The sequence below is a fragment of the uncultured Veillonella sp. genome, from assembly GCF_963524655.1.
In the GTDB taxonomy this organism is placed as follows: domain Bacteria; phylum Bacillota; class Negativicutes; order Veillonellales; family Veillonellaceae; genus Veillonella.
In genome coordinates this window covers 22537-38011 of the sequence record NZ_CAURHA010000017.1, presented here as the reverse complement: position 1 = coordinate 38011, position 15475 = coordinate 22537, and the positions used below count along the sequence as shown (strand labels likewise).

At 35.2% G+C, this 15475-nt stretch carries 18 protein-coding genes and 1 pseudogene; 16 read left to right on the top strand and 3 right to left on the bottom strand.

The genetic code is table 11. The features are described 5' to 3' along the window. Positions 1–182: hypothetical protein (locus tag RYM16_RS04940; RefSeq protein WP_314982683.1), on the top strand; the 182-nt coding region annotated here is incomplete at its 5' end. Between the two features lie 26 nt (positions 183–208). Here RYM16_RS04940 and RYM16_RS04935 read toward each other — a convergent pair. Further along, positions 209–370: pseudogene (locus RYM16_RS04935) on the bottom strand (endonuclease); the annotation flags it as partial. 171 nt (positions 371–541) lie between these two features. Here RYM16_RS04935 and RYM16_RS04930 point away from each other — a divergent pair. The 11 genes from RYM16_RS04930 (at position 542) to RYM16_RS04880 (ending at position 9404) form a co-directional block, all read left to right on the top strand. Next, positions 542–1603, top strand: coding sequence for an ankyrin repeat domain-containing protein (locus RYM16_RS04930; RefSeq protein ID WP_314982681.1), 1062 nt, complete (start codon positions 542–544; stop codon positions 1601–1603). Positions 1604–1631: 28 nt separating this feature from the next. Continuing rightward, positions 1632–2030 carry a bacteriocin gene (locus RYM16_RS04925; RefSeq protein WP_314982678.1) on the top strand — a complete coding sequence of 133 codons (399 nt, stop codon included), beginning with the start codon at positions 1632–1634 and terminating at the stop codon, positions 2028–2030. A 20-nt stretch (positions 2031–2050) separates the two neighbouring features. Continuing rightward, a complete protein-coding gene (locus tag RYM16_RS04920) occupies positions 2051–2521 on the top strand; it encodes a glycosyl transferase family 4 (protein WP_314982676.1) in 471 nt (156 codons plus the stop codon). A 29-nt stretch (positions 2522–2550) separates the two neighbouring features. Continuing rightward, on the top strand, positions 2551–4074 hold the full coding sequence (locus RYM16_RS04915; protein ID WP_314982674.1) for an SMI1/KNR4 family protein: 1524 nt from the start codon (positions 2551–2553) through the stop codon (positions 4072–4074). Positions 4075–4278: 204 nt separating this feature from the next. Next, on the top strand, positions 4279–4644 hold the full coding sequence (locus tag RYM16_RS04910) for a hypothetical protein (protein ID WP_205112312.1): 366 nt from the start codon (positions 4279–4281) through the stop codon (positions 4642–4644). 120 nt (positions 4645–4764) lie between these two features. Beyond that, entirely contained in the window at positions 4765–5343 is a 579-nt protein-coding gene (locus RYM16_RS04905; protein ID WP_314982672.1) for a hypothetical protein, read from the top strand. 139 nt (positions 5344–5482) lie between these two features. After that, complete coding sequence (locus tag RYM16_RS04900; protein WP_314982671.1) at positions 5483–6505, top strand: DMP19 family protein; 1023 nt, start codon at positions 5483–5485, stop codon at positions 6503–6505. Positions 6506–6581: 76 nt separating this feature from the next. Continuing rightward, the gene (locus tag RYM16_RS04895; RefSeq protein WP_009350914.1) at positions 6582–7067 is read left to right on the top strand and encodes a prolyl-tRNA synthetase associated domain-containing protein; all 486 of its coding nucleotides are present in this window, start codon (positions 6582–6584) and stop codon (positions 7065–7067) included. 21 nt (positions 7068–7088) lie between these two features. Then, positions 7089–7856: an antibiotic biosynthesis monooxygenase gene (locus tag RYM16_RS04890; protein WP_314982670.1), complete on the top strand. Its 768-nt coding sequence runs from the start codon at positions 7089–7091 to the stop codon at positions 7854–7856. Between the two features lie 133 nt (positions 7857–7989). After that, positions 7990–8769, top strand: coding sequence for a protein-ADP-ribose hydrolase (locus tag RYM16_RS04885; RefSeq protein WP_314982668.1), 780 nt, complete (start codon positions 7990–7992; stop codon positions 8767–8769). 137 nt (positions 8770–8906) lie between these two features. Next, complete coding sequence (locus RYM16_RS04880) at positions 8907–9404, top strand: methylated-DNA--[protein]-cysteine S-methyltransferase (RefSeq protein ID WP_314982666.1); 498 nt, start codon at positions 8907–8909, stop codon at positions 9402–9404. Positions 9405–9518: 114 nt separating this feature from the next. Here the strand turns inward: RYM16_RS04880 and RYM16_RS04875 are convergent, their stop codons facing one another. After that, on the bottom strand, positions 9519–10184 hold the full coding sequence (locus tag RYM16_RS04875; protein ID WP_314982664.1) for a fumarylacetoacetate hydrolase family protein: 666 nt from the start codon (positions 10182–10184) through the stop codon (positions 9519–9521). Between the two features lie 158 nt (positions 10185–10342). On the opposite strand from RYM16_RS04875, the gene RYM16_RS04870 reads away from it, so the two are divergent. Both RYM16_RS04870 and RYM16_RS04865 read left to right on the top strand, forming a co-directional pair. Beyond that, positions 10343–11566, top strand: coding sequence for a hypothetical protein (locus RYM16_RS04870; RefSeq protein ID WP_314982662.1), 1224 nt, complete (start codon positions 10343–10345; stop codon positions 11564–11566). Between the two features lie 149 nt (positions 11567–11715). Further along, positions 11716–12738: a branched-chain amino acid aminotransferase gene (locus tag RYM16_RS04865; RefSeq protein ID WP_105081080.1), complete on the top strand. Its 1023-nt coding sequence runs from the start codon at positions 11716–11718 to the stop codon at positions 12736–12738. Between the two features lie 128 nt (positions 12739–12866). Here RYM16_RS04865 and RYM16_RS04860 read toward each other — a convergent pair whose 3' ends face one another. Continuing rightward, positions 12867–13259 carry a thioesterase family protein gene (locus RYM16_RS04860; protein ID WP_009372134.1) on the bottom strand — a complete coding sequence of 131 codons (393 nt, stop codon included), beginning with the start codon at positions 13257–13259 and terminating at the stop codon, positions 12867–12869. A gap of 163 nt (positions 13260–13422) precedes the next feature. Here RYM16_RS04860 and RYM16_RS04855 point away from each other — a divergent pair, with 163 nt between their 5' ends. Both RYM16_RS04855 and RYM16_RS04850 read left to right on the top strand, forming a co-directional pair. Then, positions 13423–14160 carry a TVP38/TMEM64 family protein gene (locus RYM16_RS04855; protein WP_314982660.1) on the top strand — a complete coding sequence of 246 codons (738 nt, stop codon included), beginning with the start codon at positions 13423–13425 and terminating at the stop codon, positions 14158–14160. Between the two features lie 56 nt (positions 14161–14216). Then, the gene (locus tag RYM16_RS04850; protein ID WP_009372130.1) at positions 14217–15410 is read left to right on the top strand and encodes a PLP-dependent aminotransferase family protein; all 1194 of its coding nucleotides are present in this window, start codon (positions 14217–14219) and stop codon (positions 15408–15410) included. Positions 15411–15475 lie beyond the last annotated feature (65 nt).

The window sequence follows — 15475 nt, the reverse complement described above, 5'->3', positions numbered from 1 at the left end:
TTATGGAATCATCAGATCAATTTAGTCAGTTAATTGTTTCGGCAATAGGATTTTCAGAAAAAGATTATAGCATTAATTCGAATATAAATATAACAGTTTTAGAAAATGAAAAATATAGCTTACTAAATAATGAGATGTATGTTCAGAATTATGAGCTTTTACAATGTATGAATGATGCTTAATATAGTAGGGGTTAATAAGAAGATGGTTATCTCTCCATTTCCTTACCCATATAAATTCCATAATTTTTTCGTATTTTGTAAAGCTCGTCCATCGTGGTTTTTGAGGACGAATACTCTTGCATGAGGGGATTCTTCTTTTCTTGCAATTTATCAAGTCTGTCTAAAATATCCTTTGAATTTGACAGCTTTTAAACCGACCTCTTAATGTTAGACCAAAAATCTTAACGTTCAGGAGGTCGGTTCAGTCTCTTACTTTGGTAAGAGTCTTTTTCTATATCAAAAACTACAATAAATTTAGTATAATTTAACTATGAATCATCAGTATACATATAAGGTCGTATTATAAGGGAGAGACACATATGATACATCTTAAGGACTTAGGCAGTTTTGAATCTGTACCAAAGTTAGTGACAGATATTATAAATGGAAATATAACAGCACTTGAAAGTGCATTAAATAGTGTTTGGGATATAGATGAGCCTGTACAAATTAGCGAGTATAGTGAGCATACACCTTTAGAATTAGCTCTTGTTATGTGTTGTTTGCCAAGTGTTCAATGGTTAGTTGAGAATGACGCTGATCTAAATGATGAGGAAAATCCAAGTTTCTTATTAGCTGTACGGTATGGTAATAAAGAGATTATCGACTATGTTGTGACTCATGGTGCTAATATTCACGCCTTAAACCGTGTGAAAGTAGATGCCTTTCAAGCTGCCTTATATGGCAAGAAATATAATCACTTACAGATTATTCATGACTTAGGCCATACGGTGCAGAAGTATGGCGGTAAAGCTTTCAGAAATGCCATTACAGATAGAAATTATGATGTTCTAGATTTCTTTATTCGTAATGGTGTAGATATTAACTACAACAAGCCTGATTCTGTATATCCCTTTAAGCCAACCCCATTGTGCGTAGCAGCACGGTATGTGGATTTAAAAATGTGTAAGTATTTGGTAGAACATGGCGCTGATGTGACCATCACGGAAAAGGATGGTATGCGCCCCTATAGCATTGCTATTGAAAAAGGCGATATGGAAATGGCCGAGTATTTTAAATTTTTAGAGCCTGCTGAGTTTCATGATATACAAAATAAAATGGATCAGTTAAAGCCATTTAAATTACCAAAGGCATTAGTATCGTTTTTAGAGGGAGATACGCTCTATTTTGAATTGCCAGACTCAGATTTTATATCTATAGAGTTCTTCCCACTTACAGATACGATTCCATTTAAATTAGGTCGTCGTAATCTATTACGTTTATCTAAAGAACTAGGTGAGTATAATGAATGGCAAATTGTGTGGGACCCTAAGTCTAAAAAGATTTCTTGTTATGATATAGAACATCAAGAACTGCGAGAGCTTTGTAAATTTGATGAGTTTATGTCCGATATGGCAGGCCAATTAGAAACCTTGTTTTAGGATATATCGTAAAGGAAAGGCAATACATATGACAGATACATTTGAGAAAACATATACGGATTGGTCCATTGATGTAGGCACCTATAAATATGAAGGGATTACACTGAATGAAGTTGAACAAAATCTGTATGCTATTGAGGACCAAGAGCAAGACTTCGTATTTATTTCTCCATCAAAGGCAATCTCCATAGATAATAAACTGTATAACTTTGTACAGGTTTGTAGTGATCGAGATACCGATTTATTACACATAGAGCTTAGTGTAACTAATGATGGTGACCGAGGCGCCATCATATATGGTAAGAATGAGCTGGGCCATCAAGAGGTATTACAAATAATAGAAGATTTTATTACTCATCATAAGGTGCCATCATTAGATGATTGGGAAATCGTGTTAGATTTAAGACCTGAGATAGAAAGCCTGTAAAGGATACTGTGGAGCTTATTATGCTATATACACCGAATAACCTTTTGTATAAGTATATTCGCTATCGATTTAGACGGATTCAGATTGAATGTAATATGGTATACGATGTAACACCAGAGGAAGAAGATGAGATTTGCCGTAATCTGTTAAAAAAGAGAGCGAAAATATTGATTCCAGTTGGCATAGTATATGCATTGATCTTTGCTGTAAGTTTCGTTTGGCTATTAGGAACAAGTGAAGAATTAAATCCGCTAATGCAATGGGAGATAAAAGCCTTTGACTATGTCACACCCATTTTAAGTACCATCGATTTTAAGTGGTATGCATATTCACTTGACCTATTGCGAGTAGCACTTATTTTAGCGCCTATAGGGATTATAAATGTATCTCCTTATATCATTTTTTCCTATATGGTTGATACCAATTTGATACGACGCAGGGTAAAAGCTTTAATTAAAGAATATTCCACTGATGAGAAACCATTTGATTAAGATAATCTATGTAACTAGGAGAGCGTATTATGAGTGATTTGAAAGACTTTAATTGGATCGGATTTTGGAATGATTGTGACTATGCATTTGAATCCTATATAGGTAAATCGGTTACGGATAAGGATATTAAGGATGTTGAAGCTGAACTAGGCTATACATTGCCTACAGCATATGTAGAGCTACTTAAAAACCATAATGGCGGTGTATTGAATAAGAACTGCTTTATAAATAATAATGGCGACTGTGTATATGTAACCGGCATATATGGCATCGATAGAGATAAAAAATACTCTCTTATAGGTGAGATGGGTAATGAGTTTTGGATTTCTAAATGGGAGTATCCTCCTATCGGTATCGTTGTAGCCGATACGATTTCTGGTGGGCATGATATGATTTTCCTCGATTATCGTGAGTGTGGTCCTACTGGTGAACCTAAGGTAGTACGTGTTGACCAAGAAGGTGATTACTCAATCACTCTGTTAGCAGATAACTTTGGTGACTTTATTAAGAACTTATATATCAGTATAGAAGAGATTACGGATGAAGAGTTTCAATCTTTAAGTGATGCGGATAAGGTTAAGCTCCTTAATGAACAAGAGGACTTAGACATCGATCGTGCTATGGAGCTATTAACTAACATAGGCATCGATAATTTGTCACCTATACTATTAAGCACCTTAGGACGTATGTATAACAATAATGGCCGCGCAGCAGAGGCTATTGATTTATTTAATCGTATAGATGAAACACATCGCGATTGGTCTTGGTATTATCGCTGTGGCTATGCTCATGCGACGTTAGCTATTGGTGAAAGCTACGAATCTGAACATGTACAGAAGGCATTACAGTTAATAGAGACAGCTATGAAAATGACTAAAGAGGCTCATTTAGATAAACAGCTGGGCTGGTGTTGTGAAGTTGTAAAATACCTATTAACTCAAATCAAGCCAAAAGAGTACAAGGCGGATTATCCTGTCATATTTGAAACCATTAAGAATGTCTTTGATAATAAAAATAGTAAAAAGACTAAAAAGACTACAGAAGATAACCATATTGAAGACGCTAATGAATACGAAGAAGATAACTATCCTACATATGATGTACTACATTGGGTATTTAATAAGAAAACATATAGCAGAGAAGAGTTTTCCAAAGAATACAATGAAAATGTAAAGAAATATACAGATGATGATCAAGCAGATGACGACGATAGATTAGATGAACCTGAAATTCTAGTAACCTATGAAGCATGGATTGAAAGTGTAGACCAACTCTTTGATAATGAACGTGTAACCGATGAAGAACTACTTGAAGACGATAAAGAAGACGGTATGTGGCAAGTAGAAATCATGGCTCATCTCGTAGCGGATAATGGTACATATTTTACAAGAGAAGAGTTGCTCTTTAAATTGCATAATCTAATGGCTAATAAAGAACTGGGTGATCACGTATTCTTTGAAGGTATTGAATACGAAGGCCATGAATGTGAAGGCTACGGGCTTATAGATAACGAAGATGGTATACCTGTATTCTATATATGCTGTGGTAGCTAACTAATAGAGATATAATAGATTAGCCCTTCGCTTATGCGAAGGGCACTTACTGTACACGCAAACTTATAACAGTAATAAAATAAATTAAATTATTGTACTTTTGTGCTTTTGGCTACGTTATTTTATATAGCCTTCGTGTAGAATATTGAGAAAGTATTTTAGTAATTTTGAAATCAAAGCATTGTGATGAGAGAGAGGATGCCTATGAGTGAAAATGAACTCGTATATAATGAGAGATATTGTGATTATAGACTTCTTTATGAAGGCTTAGAATTCTGTTGGGATGAGAAACCATCAGGTGATTATTTAGATACTGTAAAAGTTCTTGCCAAAAATTACCATAAAAATATTGATAAGATTGCTGCTTTTATGCTTGAAGACATACAAGAAATGTATGATGAATCTATTACTATAGATGATGTGAAAGAACGGATCGGTATCCCTCAAATTGATCCAGAGCTAGGTACTGTAACCTATTGTGAACAAACCTTTGATCATACGCATATATTTTGCTTTGAATTTTGGGACGATGAGTTTGAAGATTTAAATTACTTTGCTATTGATGGCTGATATATTGTCATAAAAATGGTAAAAGAGCTACTTTAGATACATAGATTAGTTTGGTGTTGTGAAGTAGTAGAGTTCTCATTAACCTCTATTAGTTTAAAGGATGACAAGGAGGATTATCCTATGATTTTTGATACCATAAAAAAACTGTTTAACAAGGATGAGAATACTGAGCAGATTGAATATCTCGGTACTGATAAAGATGGTAATAAAATATATGAAGGTTACTATCATGAGTTTAAGGGGATTCCTTGGGTTTTTAATAAAACTACTTATACTAGAGAAGAGTTTCTTAAGGCGTTTTATGAATGCTTAGAAGAGCATAATGTTAATCGTGATAATTTACCGCCATTAGTAGAGCCTGAAATTCTTGTAAGCTATGAAGCTTGGATTGAAAGTAAAAGTCAGCTTCATCCTAATGAATACTTATACGAAGACGATGAATTAGAAGAATACGATAAAGAAGACGGTATGTGGCAAGTAGAAATCTATGCTCGCTTCAAAGCAGATAATGGCCAGTACTTTACTACTGAAGAGATTCTTTTTAAGATACATAACACAATGGCCAATAAAGAGCTTGGTGATCATGTATTCTTTGAAAACCTAGCCTATGATGATCACGAATTCGATGCTGACGATGCCGACGATGTTTCTGATGATGATGAAGGTACTCCTGTATTTGTCGTATGGCTTGGTAGCTAGTAAATAGCTGTTTTTGTTATAAACTATTATTTTAAAATCAGTCAGTTATTGTTTTGTGCTTATTATTTTGTGTTGTTTGTTATTATTATGATAAGATGAGTTCATATACATATTAATGATATGAGGGGACGTGTATTGTATGTCTATGAGTGTTGAGCAGTTTTTATCATTGTCTGATGCTGAACAGTTGCAAACTATTAAAGATCTTAATGATATCGGTCAAGAGGAAATCATTATCGATGTGTTGACTGGGATTGGCATCGATAACTTATCTGTACCTTTATTAGGCGAGCTTGGTAGAGCCTATAACAATAACGATAAACCAGAAGAAGCTATTAAAGTATTCAAGACCATCGATACAGAACATAGAGATGCAGTGTGGCATTATCGCTGTGCGTACTCCCATGGCTCTATTGCTTCTGCTAATCATGAGGCCTATACATCAGAGAACATGCAACAGATGTTAGCTTTAGTAGATAATGGTGTACGATTAGCTACTAAAGAAGATCGAAATGATATAAAGGAATACTGCTTTGAAGTCATGGATATGTGCCGTTTACAAATGGATTTTGAAAAATGTGAAGTTGACTATCCTGATTTATGCTTAAACTATAGCAAGTATATAGCAGAAAAAAAGAAGAAAAGAGAAGGTGTACCTCGTCAACGAACTATCACTGTAGAAGAAATTTTAGCTACAGATGATATGTGGACTATAAATGAGCCTGCCTATTGGACTATCAATATTTATGGTTCGTATGATGACTATTTAGAATCTGCAAAAGTGTTCACCGTAGAGCAACGATATCTTAACGCTATATGCTGGTATTTCGCTGAGGTTAATAATGGTGGGCATCATCAGTTCTTCTATAACTCTACAGGCATTGTATGGGAAGATGCTCTTGCAGGGTTACGCCTCTTTAAGATGGAAATACTAGCAGATAATTTACAATCCGTAATCGATTATTTTGGTGGTTCTGTTCCATTTAATAGAGAAGAACGATGGACTATTTTACAAGATTGGGAAAATGAGGCTGAATTATTCGATTTCCTAGATGGAAAAGACGATGTAGTCTATGAATATGAAGGCATATTTGAAGATGTATTTGTACATGAACATCCTGAATTATTTGTATTTGATGGAACCTATACAGTCTCAGAATAAGATTGGTGTATAATTAACATGTATAGTTGCTTTTACTATGATGTTTACTTTCACCAAATTATATTAGAGGTATTACATGTTAGATAAACAAGGCGTATATGATTGCTTACGTGACCATCATATCGATTTTGAAATTACGGATCACGCACCGCTATTTAGTATGGATGATAAGCCCAATGTAGAGTTGCCATATCCTGAGTGGGATGCAAAGAATTTATTCATTCGAGACCATAAACGGGAACATTATTATTTGATTACCGTTCGTGGTTCTAAGCGTGTGGATCTAAAACAGTTCCGTAAGGATCATAAGCTTAAAAAGATTTCCTTTGGTTCCGAAGAAGAGCTATGGGATATTTTGAAGATTAAACCAGGTCACGTATCTCCATTCTGTTTGCTCCACGATGAAGACCGTAAGGTACATTACTACATTGATGCGGATTATAAAGATAATCTAATCGGTATACATCCTAATCAAAATGATGCTACCGTATGGTTACAAGGAAAAGACTTAGTTAAACTTATTGAAGAACATGGTACAATAGTAGAATATATTACATTGTAATTTAGTCGAACTGGAGCATGTATGAATAGAAAATTATTAAAACGTATTCTTGTAACCTCTGCGATTGCTGTATTAGGTGTTAGTACATCCTTTGCGGCACTTGTTATGGAACGTGATGAAGGTTTAGACACAGCACCTAGTGTAGGCATGTATCGCTATCAAGTTCCTACAGAGTTACAGGGCACATATAACAGTGCAGGTGTTGCCAATCTAACAGCATCTATGGAGAAAGAACCTAATACATTATCTATGAATGTAGCTCATGTAAAAGGAAATCCATCTGAGTCTTATGTAGTAGAAATTTATAAAGATTTAGCTGCCATTGAAGCGCATCGCAAGTCTGATCATTATCAAGCCTTTGTTAATGAAGTAGGTTCTAAATTAACAAATCGTAAAATGTATGATGTACAATCTGTATTATTGCTTGAGAAAAAAGATGCTTTATCCATCGTCAATGATGGTAAAGCAGTAGTGACATTAACAGAGTTTACTGTTAATAGCAATGATATTGACGCAGTACAACGTCAGTATCAACTCGATATTGAACGGGCCGTGCGCGATGATGTGGGCTTTAAGGCTGGTTATGTTTTCCGTGAAAGAAACGCAAAAAATCGTTGGTATGTATTCCAAGTTTATAGCGACCAAGCAGCTCTTACTAAACATGTAAATAGTCCAGGATATCGATTTATGATGAGTCAAATTCAAGGTAGTCTACAAAACGTTACCACCAAAGTATTAGATGGGGATATCCTCGTTAATCATGGTGGTCAAGCTTTCGTAAGACCTTAATATTGGATATAATATAATTAAAACTATAAGAATATTTACAGTAAAGTTACTGCTAGCATATGCATATGTATGTGCTAGCAGTTTTTTGTTATTTAATAGGTGAAAGTATAGTCAATACAAAAAGGAGTTACATATGACACAGCAAGAACGGTTACGTTATTTGGTTGAAGGCTTAGTAGCAGAATACAAAGAGAGGCATAACGAACATATAGATATCCCTATGAATGAAGAAGAGCAATTTACTCTCTTTAGATCTTTATGTAATATTCGTCCTGCTGGTGGAATGCCTCTTGAATGGATGAAGATAGAGTCTGAATATTTAAATATATTGGCCCATGAAAAGGGAATCGTAACCATTAATGATATGAAAGAGCGAGAGCCTCAGATTTATTTGTGGCAAGGAGATATTACTCGATTATCTGTAGATGCTATTGTAAATGCAGCCAATAATAAATTGCTCGGATGTTTTGCTCCAAATCATAAGTGTATCGATAATGAAATCCATACCTTTGCTGGTATAGAGCTTCGAATGGAATGTGCTAGAATGACTGAGTATATGGAAATGCCTGAAAGAGCGGGAGTGGCTCGTATGACCCATGGGTATAATTTACCGGCAAAGCATGTGCTTCATACGGTAGGTCCTATTATTTATGAAGGTGTAACAGATAAGGAGAAAAATGAACTAGCTTCGTGTTATCGGTCCTGTTTACAACTAGCTAATGCTTATAATTTACACTCCATTGCATTCTGCTGTATCTCTACTGGTGAGTTTAGATTCCCTAATGAAGAAGCAGCACAGATTGCCATAGATACGGTACGAACATATTTAAAAGAAACAAATAGTAAAATACAAGTGGTATTTAATGTATTTAAGGATATAGATTATGATATCTACAACAAATTATTATCATAATATAGATACTTTATATGCACTCATTAATAGGGAATAGGAACCTACACCTTTTGAAATTTATAAAAATACTGTATCATTTAATATGACTTACAAAAAGTTATGGATGATTGGTTAGTTTTAGAAGGAGTTAATGTACTATGAATTATAAATACACCTATGAAAGTCCATTAGGAACTATGATTATGCTTGGTACATTAACCTACTTAACAGACTTATTCTTTGTAGATGAAGCACATGCACCAAGTTATGATGATGCGGAATATATCGAACAACTAACAGGTCCTTTTGAAGTGACTAAAATGTGGCTAGATCAATACTTTACTGGTAAGAAGCCTTTTATTATTCCGCCAATTAAACTAGAAGGCACTGAATTCCGTAAATCTGTATGGTCTGTGTTACAAACAATCCCTTATGGAGTAACTACCACCTATGGTGATATTGGCAAAGAGATTGCTAAGAGCAAAGGAAAAGATACGATGTCTGCCCAAGCAGTAGGAGGTGCTATAGGTCATAATCCTATTTCGATCATTATTCCTTGTCATCGTGTTATAGGTAGTAATGGTAAATTAACTGGCTATGCTGGCGGTATTGAACGCAAGAAATATATGCTTGATCTTGAAGCGAAACATAAATAGTACATATTAGATTGTAAAATCATATTTAAATAGACTCATAGAAAAAGAAGAAAGAGATTACTCATGATGGATAGACACATCATAGGTAATCTCTTTTGGTATATATAGGTGGGACTATTTAAATTGATTTACTAAGGTACCAATGCCACTAATCGATATAGATACGGTATCTCCTGATTTTAACCAACCATATCGTTTTTCATTTTTACCAAGTACAACACCACTAGGTGTACCTGTAAAGATAATGTCACCTTCCTGTAGTGTAATATACTGGGATACAAATTCGATAATCGCGTCCGGTTTAAACATCATTTGTTGTAATTTGGCTTGTTGACGTATTTCACCATTTACTGTTGTAGTAATAGTTGCATTGTCAAAATCAAAATCATCTGGAGAAACAATAGTAGGACCGATAGGGGCAAAGTTATCTAGTGATTTGCCGAGAATCCATTGAGAGCCTCTAAATTGTAAGGCTCGAGCTGAAACATCATTTCCAATGGTATAGCCTAATATATGGTCTCTGGCCTGTTCACGAGATATATTTTTACCAGCCTTACCAATGATGATAACCAGTTCTCCTTCGTAATCATAATGAAGGTTTTTATCTTGAATTGGAACTATATCTTGATGTGACGCCAATGCATTAGATGTTTTCATAAAGATTTCTGGAAAATCATGTGTAGCAAGACTAGTTTCCTCTATATGGTCTGCATAGTTTAAACCGATACAGATAATGTTTTTGGGATTAGTAATTAGGGTACGGTTAGTAGATTCTTTCATGAGAGATAGCTCCTTAGGAGATGAGATACATATATTGTAAGTTAATTATAATATAAATCGGTATGTAAAGAATATTTTTGACGAAATAATTATATAGAGGCATTTTTGTCACATCCTGTTTATTATACTTAAACAAAGTAATAAAAGGAGGAGTTCCTATGTATATGCATAGAAATGTGACAGATAAATTTATAGGTACCGTAGTATCTTGTGACATCATAAGTACGAGTAGTTGGTATGGTGATTTACCAGATAGCGTTCCAAAGGAAGTGAAATTAAATCGTAAAGATTACTATATTGAAGAGATACAACATATTTCTATTAAGGAAGCCATTAGTGTTACCTATGGCATTAAATGGGAGCATATCTCGAAACCTGTAGAGGGTAAAATAGAATCCTTAACTACTAAGGAGTACTCAATTGACGAATCTAAAAAACAATATCTATTAGAACTTATGGGGCTTAGATTTTCCGATGATATTGACCTATATGATGAGGATGAGTGTGCTGTCCAAGTACAGCTCATCAACACTGAGGATCAGGAATTTATATATGAATTTCCTTTTGATAATACCCTGAGGGCCATGTCTATACTATTCAGACAAATTCTAGGTATGCCTACATTACTTTTATTTGATGGAAATCGAGAAAAAGATAGAATTCAAGATATTCATATTGAAGTGCAAAAAAATATGTACCAAGACTATGGTGACGTAAATACATTGAATTTTAATTGGAATGAGCCGTCTATTTCCATTGATTGTAATAGTAAGCAATTTGGTCACTCTAGCCATAGTCATAGAGAGTATGTAGATAATCAAATGATTCATCAATTGAAGCAAGATATTGACTTTCACATTGGTGAAACGCTATATAGTCTTGATTCCTTTAGTCTTAGTGAAAGTCATGACCTTGATAGAGACCCTGCTCGTGGTGGTATAGTAACAGTACGTATTAAATGGGCGCATAAAGAGGATACATTGTTTATAGGGAATGTAACTGATCAGTATGTGCCCACTTGGTATAAAAATCTAATTAATTTTATACATGCTCATACAAGAGATAAATCTTTACAAGAGTTTTTACAATCAAATCATATATCTGATAGAAGAATTTATACGTATTGTTCTGTATATATTTTTAAGATAAACCAGGAATTTTATTATCGTACTGATAGAAATGATATATATGAAGGAGATATTGTAAAAGTTCCGTTTGGATCCGATAATGCGGTTCGTACTGGTCGTGTAGAATCTATTTCATATCATACGCGTTACGACGTACCTTATGATTTGAAACGAACTAAATTTATTATAGATAAAGACATAGAAATTATTTATGATACCGATCGTTATAGATATGATGATCCATATGATTTATAAGGCATCAAAATAAGTGATATTCTATATTTTGTACTTAAGTTTACTTAACTTATTACATGTCTAATCTCTGTCCTCTATAGAATATGTTGAAATAACTTGCTCATAGTGTTAAGATTATAAGTATATTAATAAGCATGGAGGTTATTGTTATGAGCAAGAATATCGATTGGGATAATCTCGGTTTTGGTTATGTAGAAACCGACTACCGTTATTTGACTACATATAAAGATGGTAAATGGGATGAAGGTGGTTTAATCACTGATTCTAATGTTGTATTAAACGAATGTGCTGGTGTATTCCAATATGCCCAAACTATTTTTGAAGGTTTAAAAGCATATTATACTAAAGACGGACGTATTGTATGTTTCCGTCCAGATCTTAATGCAATTCGTTTAGATGAATCTGCAGAACGTCTTGTAATGCCTAAGTTACCTGAAGGTCGCTTTATTGAGGCTGTAAAAGAAGTAGTAAAAGCAAACAAAGACTTTGTTCCTCCATATGGTCATGGTGCAAGCCTTTATGTTCGTCCTTACATGATGGGTACAAATTCTGTTATCGGCGTAAAACCAGCAGATGAATACCAATTCCGTATCTTAACTACACCAGTAGGCCCTTACTTCAAAGGTGGCGCTAAACCGATTAAAATCCGTACTACTGATTTTGACCGTGCTGCTCCTCATGGTACTGGTCATATTAAAGCGGGCTTAAACTATGCTATGAGCTTGTACGCTATTACAGATGCGCACAATGAAGGTTACGCAGAAAACATGTACCTTGATGCGGCTACTCGCACACATGTTGAAGAAACTGGTGGTGCTAACTTCATCTTTATCACTAAAGACGGCAAATTAGTAACACCTAAATCTGATAGTATCTTGCCATCTATTACACGTCGTTCCTTGATGTACGTAGCAGAACATTACCTTGGCATGGAGGTAGAACATCGTCCTGTACACGTAGATGAATTGAAAGACTTTGCGGAAATTGGTCTTTGTGGTACAGCAGCAGTTATCTCTCCTGTAGGTTTGATTCACACTAAAGATGGTGATATCCATGTACCTGCTGGTATGGATGATATGGGGCCTATCACTAAAAAATTATATGACACATTACTCGGCATTCAACACTGTGAAATTGAAGCGCCAGAAGGTTGGATTGTTGAAATTTGCTAATTCTTTTTTGAATTATGTAAATGTGAAAGTAATAAAAACGGCATCTATCGTCTGATAGATGCCGTTGTTTATTCCACTAGAGATAGTATTAAACTATTGATTTTGATGGATACATATTCTGGTTTTATTTAGTTAGATTTTGCTCGGCTTGCTACTTTAGCCATAAATTTTTCGTTGTTAATAACGAAGCGTTCATGTGTGCCGTGACCAATGATACCAACGCCATCAGAGGCTTCGATATCAAAGGTGATTTTACGACCTTCTACAGCACTTACCGTCGCTTTAGCAGTTACTATTGCACCAAGCGGAGTAGGAGCCTCATGAGTGATCGATAGGGAGATACCTACAGTGCCTTCTCCTTCTTCTAAATGGGGTTGTACTGCCGCTTGTGCTGCCTCTTCCATAAGAGCACACATAGCTGGTGTAGCAAAGACCTCTAAAGAACCAGATTTCATAGTTTTTGCAATATTAGATTCTGTTACTGTAACAGTTGCTGTAGCTGTTTGACCTGCTGATACCATAATATACCTTCTTTCCGTTAAGAATATTCTTGTTATAATTGTATTATACATCTTTCAATTATTTTTATGCTAATTAGATTGGAATCAAAGGCAGATAACTATATATAACGTGTCTATAGAATACGTGATATAATTAAGCTAGTCTTTTTAATACGAGGTATATATGAGTAAAAGAAATTTAAAGCCTTCTGGTGAGGGTTGGGTACAGTTAATAGCAGGACTAGGTTTTATTGTCCTATTAATTGTCATAAATATAATAGATCCTACATTCTATCCAACCATGTGGCACTTGGCGACGAGTGGTTCTATGGAGGAAATAGCAGAATATATTCAAAGCTTTGGTCCTATGGCTATGGTTGTGAGTATGGTCCTCGATATTTTCGTTAATGCTGTAGGATTCTTACCATCCATTTTTATTTCTACTGCGAATGGTCTAGTATTCGGCATGTGGCCAGGGATTATCATTTCTTGGCTAGCTGAAACTATTGGGGTAGTCATCAGCTTTTATATTATGCGTTACTTTTTGCGTGATACAGCGGATAAGCTCATTGAAAAGAGTACAGTTTTGATGAAAGTAGATGATTTCTCCGGTAAAAATGGTTTTGTGGTCATGTTATTTGCCCGGTCTTTACCATATTTTCCGTCTGGGGTCATCACTGCATTAGGCGCCATTAGTAAGATTAAACCAAGAGATTATATCTTAGCGAATTTAATCGGTAAGTTTCCATCTACCGCTCTTGAAGTGGCTATTGGTACAGATATAGTTAACTTCCAAGAGAATATGGGGCGCTTAGGAATTATCGTAGTTGTTACAGGCGTAGTGTACTTTATACTATGGAAAGTATACAAGAATTACATGGATAAGAAGAATGCTGAACAAGAGCACGATCCTAAGGCTTAACAATTTCTAATCTTAGTTAAAATTTTGAACTTATTATATATGAAAGAGGCGATAGTATGAGCTTTTCTCTTCCAGAACGGGTTACCTTAAAAGGTCCTAATTTTATTCGTGAAGTATTTGAACGTGGTGTAGGGGTAGAAGGTTTTATCAGCTTTGGTATTGGTAATCCTGCACCTGAAGCCATTCCTGTTGAGGTTATCGAAAAGGCTTTTGACGAAGTGGTTCACTCTAATCCTATGAGTCTTTTACAATATGGGCCTATGCAAGGCGATGCACGACTAGCTGAGCTAACATTGAGGCGTTTAGTAAAAACACATAAGATGAACCCAAAAGGTCAAGGGCTCATTATCTCTAATGGGGCTGGTCAATTATTAGGTCTTGTACCGATTACTGTATTAGAACCAGGCGATGAAGTATATATGGATGAGTTTACTTTTACCAGTGCTATTAATTCCGTACGAAATATGGGTGGTAAAGCATTAGGTATTAAAACAGATGAGCACGGCATGATTCCAAGTGAATTAGAGAAAGCTGCTCAATCTGGCAAGGGAAAATATATTTATCTCATTCCTAACTTCCAAAATCCAACAGGCATTACGATGCCGTTGGAACGCCGTAAAGAAATTTACGCTATTGCATCTAAGTATGATTTGTTTATCTATGAAGATGATCCATATGGTGAAATTCGATTTGCTGGAGAATACATCCCGACCTTTAAATCTTTTGATTCAGAAGATCGTGTTCTTTATGCAGGTTCTTATTCCAAGACATTATCTGCAGGCTTGCGTGTAGGTTTCTTATTTGGCCCAGCGAAGGTAATAGAAGCTATTCAAGCATTAAAAAATAATACAGCAGGTCAAATGCCATTAGTCACTCAAAAAGTTGTGGCTAAAGTGCTAGATACCATTGACTATGATGAGCATTTAGATAATGTGCGCAAAGTATATAAAATGAAATGCGATGCTTTACTTAACGCTTTTGACAAGTATGCCAGCTCTAAAGTTCATTTAACTAAGCCTACAGGAGGTATGTTTGCATGGATGACTATGCCAGCTGAAGTTAACTGTGATGACTTCTTTGAAGCATGTATGGACCGCAATGTAGGGATTATTAAATGTGGTGCCTTTGCAGCAGATGGTGCAGGGGAAGGCCATGCGTTCCGCTTGAGCTATACGGTGCCAACTGTAGAAGAAATTACAAAGGGCATGGAAATTCTAGGTGCTTTAACTAAAGAATTCTGTGGCGAGTAATATATTGATAATTTTTGATATGACGTGATACAATGTAACAGTAGATACATTGTATTTACCATATA

Coding starts and splice junctions, on each gene's coding strand:
- RYM16_RS04870 (WP_314982662.1), top strand. CDS start 10,343: ATGTATATGCATAGAAATGTGACAGATAAATTTATAGGTACCGTAGTA.
- RYM16_RS04925 (WP_314982678.1), top strand. CDS start 1,632: ATGACAGATACATTTGAGAAAACATATACGGATTGGTCCATTGATGTA.
- RYM16_RS04920 (WP_314982676.1), top strand. CDS start 2,051: ATGCTATATACACCGAATAACCTTTTGTATAAGTATATTCGCTATCGA.
- RYM16_RS04900 (WP_314982671.1), top strand. CDS start 5,483: ATGTCTATGAGTGTTGAGCAGTTTTTATCATTGTCTGATGCTGAACAG.
- RYM16_RS04850 (WP_009372130.1), top strand. CDS start 14,217: ATGAGCTTTTCTCTTCCAGAACGGGTTACCTTAAAAGGTCCTAATTTT.
- RYM16_RS04880 (WP_314982666.1), top strand. CDS start 8,907: ATGAATTATAAATACACCTATGAAAGTCCATTAGGAACTATGATTATG.
- RYM16_RS04860 (WP_009372134.1), bottom strand. CDS start 13,259: ATGGTATCAGCAGGTCAAACAGCTACAGCAACTGTTACAGTAACAGAA.
- RYM16_RS04915 (WP_314982674.1), top strand. CDS start 2,551: ATGAGTGATTTGAAAGACTTTAATTGGATCGGATTTTGGAATGATTGT.
- RYM16_RS04875 (WP_314982664.1), bottom strand. CDS start 10,184: ATGAAAGAATCTACTAACCGTACCCTAATTACTAATCCCAAAAACATT.
- RYM16_RS04895 (WP_009350914.1), top strand. CDS start 6,582: ATGTTAGATAAACAAGGCGTATATGATTGCTTACGTGACCATCATATC.
- RYM16_RS04855 (WP_314982660.1), top strand. CDS start 13,423: ATGAGTAAAAGAAATTTAAAGCCTTCTGGTGAGGGTTGGGTACAGTTA.
- RYM16_RS04905 (WP_314982672.1), top strand. CDS start 4,765: ATGATTTTTGATACCATAAAAAAACTGTTTAACAAGGATGAGAATACT.
- RYM16_RS04910 (WP_205112312.1), top strand. CDS start 4,279: ATGAGTGAAAATGAACTCGTATATAATGAGAGATATTGTGATTATAGA.
- RYM16_RS04930 (WP_314982681.1), top strand. CDS start 542: ATGATACATCTTAAGGACTTAGGCAGTTTTGAATCTGTACCAAAGTTA.
- RYM16_RS04865 (WP_105081080.1), top strand. CDS start 11,716: ATGAGCAAGAATATCGATTGGGATAATCTCGGTTTTGGTTATGTAGAA.
- RYM16_RS04890 (WP_314982670.1), top strand. CDS start 7,089: ATGAATAGAAAATTATTAAAACGTATTCTTGTAACCTCTGCGATTGCT.
- RYM16_RS04885 (WP_314982668.1), top strand. CDS start 7,990: ATGACACAGCAAGAACGGTTACGTTATTTGGTTGAAGGCTTAGTAGCA.